Annotated in this window: 5 protein-coding genes and 1 tRNA gene; 1 reads left to right on the top strand and 5 read right to left on the bottom strand. The window is 37.6% G+C overall.

The features are described 5' to 3' along the window. Window positions 1-27 precede the first annotated feature (27 nt). From J655_RS23920 to J655_RS23930, 3 genes are all read right to left on the bottom strand, one after another. A complete protein-coding gene (locus tag J655_RS23920) occupies window positions 28-870 on the bottom strand; it encodes a ParA family protein (protein WP_005071966.1) in 843 nt (280 codons plus the stop codon). A gap of 76 nt (window positions 871-946) precedes the next feature. After that, window positions 947-1,339 (bottom strand): SirB2 family protein, encoded by a 393-nt coding sequence (locus J655_RS23925; protein WP_005071964.1) that lies wholly within the window; start codon window positions 1,337-1,339, stop codon window positions 947-949. An 11-nt stretch (window positions 1,340-1,350) separates the two neighbouring features. After that, the gene (locus tag J655_RS23930) at window positions 1,351-1,659 is read right to left on the bottom strand and encodes a BolA family protein (protein WP_005804768.1); all 309 of its coding nucleotides are present in this window, start codon (window positions 1,657-1,659) and stop codon (window positions 1,351-1,353) included. A 230-nt stretch (window positions 1,660-1,889) separates the two neighbouring features. Here J655_RS23930 and J655_RS23935 point away from each other — a divergent pair. Continuing rightward, window positions 1,890-1,965, top strand: a tRNA-Gly gene (locus J655_RS23935). A 163-nt stretch (window positions 1,966-2,128) separates the two neighbouring features. Here J655_RS23935 and J655_RS23940 read toward each other — a convergent pair. Together J655_RS23940 and J655_RS23945 are read right to left on the bottom strand one after the other, a co-directional pair. After that, window positions 2,129-2,890 (bottom strand): 4'-phosphopantetheinyl transferase family protein, encoded by a 762-nt coding sequence (locus tag J655_RS23940; protein WP_017482317.1) that lies wholly within the window; start codon window positions 2,888-2,890, stop codon window positions 2,129-2,131. Beyond that, window positions 2,883-3,597 (bottom strand): alpha/beta fold hydrolase (locus tag J655_RS23945; protein ID WP_032053407.1); only part of this gene is annotated, 715 nt, incomplete at its 5' end. The genes J655_RS23945 and J655_RS23940, both read right to left, overlap by 8 nt.

Below are 3,597 nucleotides of genomic sequence, written 5' to 3' on the forward strand. Positions count from 1 at the left end.
ATATATAAGCCTTTCATCATTTTTCTCTTATCGTTTTGGCTCAATCTCACCAAACAATGTCTCATAAGCTTGAGTCAATTTATGTTCGGGTGCCAAATGGGCCAAAGGTAAATTTTTCTGATGCGATTCTTTCATCAAAATCGAAGGCGGTAACATGCTATTGAGTACAGGCAACCCTTCATCTTTTAACTGCTGAACCACTTCCCGAGGTAATTTTGCTTGGGATTGGAATTGATTCACCACAATTCCTTCAATTTCCAAGCGATCATTATGATCATCTTGCGTTTCGAGAACATTTTCAATCAATGTTTGTAACGCACGCTTTGAAAAAACATCACAGTCGAAAGGAATAAGTACTTTATCTGCCGCAATCAGAGCAGAAAGAGTAAAAAAGTTAAATGCTGGTGGTGTGTCTATATAAATACGGTCATATCGCCCAACTAAGTTTTGGATCGAATCACGTAATTTATAAATTTTATGTTTACTTTCAAGCGCATGTTCAAGCGCGCCAAGTGTAGGGCTTGCTGGAAGCACATCTAATTTTGCAAAAGGAGTTGAATGAACAAAACTGTCGAGATCTTTATTTCTTGGAGCTTTTAAAATTGAACCTAATGCGTTACCGATTAAACCCTTTTGTTGATTGTTGCCCAACACATCATCAAAGAAATTTTCGATATTTGGCTCTAAAATTGATTTTTCAGCAGAATAGGTTGCTTCGTCACCTAAAAGATACTGACTAGAATTGGCTTGAGGATCAAGATCGATCACCAATGTTCTTAAGCCATGTTTGGCACTAATTGCAGCCAAATTTACAGTAATACTTGATTTCCCTACACCGCCTTTTTGGTTAAACACCACACGAGTTAACATGTTTCCCTCTGCATATTATTTTACTGTACGCAGTTTAACCTAGAGCTTAATCAAAAAGGCAAAGAATGTAGAACAATTAAGCAAAAACAGGTTTCACAATCACTAAGATAATAATAGCAATAAATGCAATCGCACTAATGACTAAACCTGCACGGCGCTGTGCCAACAAAAGAGTGTCATCTTTTTTAAAGGCTTTCATCAAGGAAGATAACAACACTAAAAATAGAATAATTTTAGCGTAAAACCACGGTTGTACTTGAAAGTCTTTCATGACTAACAAAATTGCACCCGTAATGAAAACCACGGTAAATGACAAATGTTGTAAGGCAACTAATACTTTACGCCCTGCTGGATTGGGTTGTTCACCTTGAACACCTATAAACAGAGTTGAAGCGCGTAAAACAAAGACCATAAGTGCAGCAGCTACCGCAGTCATATGAATAATTTTAGTGAGTAAATGTGCATCCATGAAATTAACCCTTAGCTTTTAGGTGCATGTGCACATTCTGGGCTAGCAGGTGCTTGACCTTGCCACTCACTTGGCAAATAAGCATGAATCGCTAAAGCATGAATTTGGCCTGGATTCATTAAATCAGAAGCTAACGCGTATACTTTTTGATGACGTTGAACTAAACGCAATCCATTAAATTCGTTGCTCACTATAATCACTTTAAAATGAGATTCCTTGCCTGGAAAATAACCACCGTGCCCGGCAGACTCATTGATCACTTCCAAATGACTAGGTGCAAGTGTTTGTAACCGTTCAATCAACTGTTGTTCAAGGCTCATAGCTTTTCCTTTTACGATTATTCGTATATTTGAACCTAGTATACCTTGTCTACACACAAACAAAAGTTGCTCTTGTATGCTTTGACTTCAAACAAAATGTCTATTTATTCGGCAACTTAACAACAAAAATACCGCTAAATGGTCATTTCTGTTTTTATTTTATGCAATCAGCATAATTATTTGCATAAAGTTGTTGACCCTTGTTTTGCTTAATGTATTATAAGCGGCACGCGGGAATAGCTCAGTTGGTAGAGCATAACCTTGCCAAGGTTGGGGTCGCGAGTTCGAGTCTCGTTTCCCGCTCCAAATTTAAAAGGCCCTAGTCGAAAGACTGGGGCTTTTTTCTTTTTATTGGTCGATGATTTTACGTTCTATCAATTCACAGTATATTCTGAGAATAGCTCAGCTCAAGGCCGAATATTTCATTAATAGACTCAGATTTTTAAATAAGTAATTGTATCGAGTTAATCTAGTTATATTTGCAGGGTACTGGCGTTATTCGATGTGTAGATATACATGGCACTAATTGAAAACAATCCAGATCAAATCTTTCTTGGGCAAGAAGCTGCTGTAAACAGATTGAAAAGATAAAGTTATGATCATAGACATAGCTTTGGAAATAATATTCTTCTGTCTTTTGAATATCACGAGTTGAATCGAGAAAATCTATATGTTCAGCTAACACATGAAAGTTGAGCTTCTTTAAATGACGACTCATTCCTTCGCCAGTACATTTAATATAGGATTCTTTTAAGGTCCATATTTGAAAAAAACGCTGATATACACTGGATGGATCAATCCTTTCATTTTCCTGAATCCATTCAATTTCACTTGGCGCTAAGACGCTATCGACACGCATCCAATCGAACCCACGGTCCAGCCGTTCAACATCAACTCCTATTTCTCCTTTTTCAGTCATCGCAAGAACAATAACATCTGCTGAATGACTAAGATTAAAATAAATAGCTTTACTACCTTGTATAAAAGGTTTGCCGTTAGGTTGTAATTGAATGATGACCTCATAGGGTGAAATACCCAACTTATCTGCTAAAACAGACTTCGTTAAGACACGAGAGATTAAGAAAAGTCGTGCAGCATGAGGATGATATTGATCATATCTCAACTTTTCTGCCGCATTGAGAAAGCTGAGATAATGACTCAATATGAGATGGTTTTGTGGCACGCGTGAAACCGGGCAGACATAAACCTGTACTTTGGAAATATCAGACATCACTGAGCTGTACTGTGGTGCTGATATATTTGGTTAGAACTGGTGTGAGATAATCATAAACCGCTTCTACATGGGTAACGTGCGGATTATGGCCTGCGCCAGCAATGATATGTACAGGAATATTAGGACTTATTGTAGTAACAATTGGATCCTTCTCTCCAACAATGATTTCAACTTTAGAGCCAAGCTCGTTTAACAAAGCTGTTTGAGATACTCTCTGCTGAGGCAAACTAATACGATGCATATACTCACTAATATGCTTGGCTACCGACACCCGGTGTAATGAATCCATCGCATAACCAACAGATAGATTTTTTTGTCCATCTGGATGCAGATTTTTAGCAATTTTATCTTTCGATACAAAACGGAAAATTAGATTAGAGATCGTTTGTATTTGAAATATTTTTGCGGCCTGTGCCTGCACGAAATAAGGCGATATAAGGATAAGACGTGCAACTTTATTTGGATATTTCTGTGCAAGACTCAATGCAAATAAACATCCTAACGAGTGAGCAATAACAACACTATTTGGTGCTAAAAGCTTTGCAGCATTATCAATAAACTGATGATTGTTATCTTCCATCACCTCGTAACTACCTGAACGCCCAAGTCCAGGTAGGTCCATCATAGCGACCTGATCATAGGTGATTTTATTAATTATTGGGAGCCAACATGTGCTATCGAATGGAATACCGTGTAAAAATAAT

Source organism: Acinetobacter sp. 1294243 (assembly GCF_000588015.1).
GTDB classification, from domain to species: Bacteria; Pseudomonadota; Gammaproteobacteria; order Pseudomonadales; family Moraxellaceae; genus Acinetobacter; species Acinetobacter pittii.

Bases quoted from the DNA above. Each gene is read 5' to 3' on its own strand.
- J655_RS23920 (WP_005071966.1), bottom strand. From the start codon at position 870: ATGTTAACTCGTGTGGTGTTTAACCAAAAAGGCGGTGTAGGGAAATCA.
- J655_RS23925 (WP_005071964.1), bottom strand. From the start codon at position 1,339: ATGGATGCACATTTACTCACTAAAATTATTCATATGACTGCGGTAGCT.
- J655_RS23930 (WP_005804768.1), bottom strand. From the start codon at position 1,659: ATGAGCCTTGAACAACAGTTGATTGAACGGTTACAAACACTTGCACCT.
- J655_RS23940 (WP_017482317.1), bottom strand. From the start codon at position 2,890: ATGTCTGATATTTCCAAAGTACAGGTTTATGTCTGCCCGGTTTCACGC.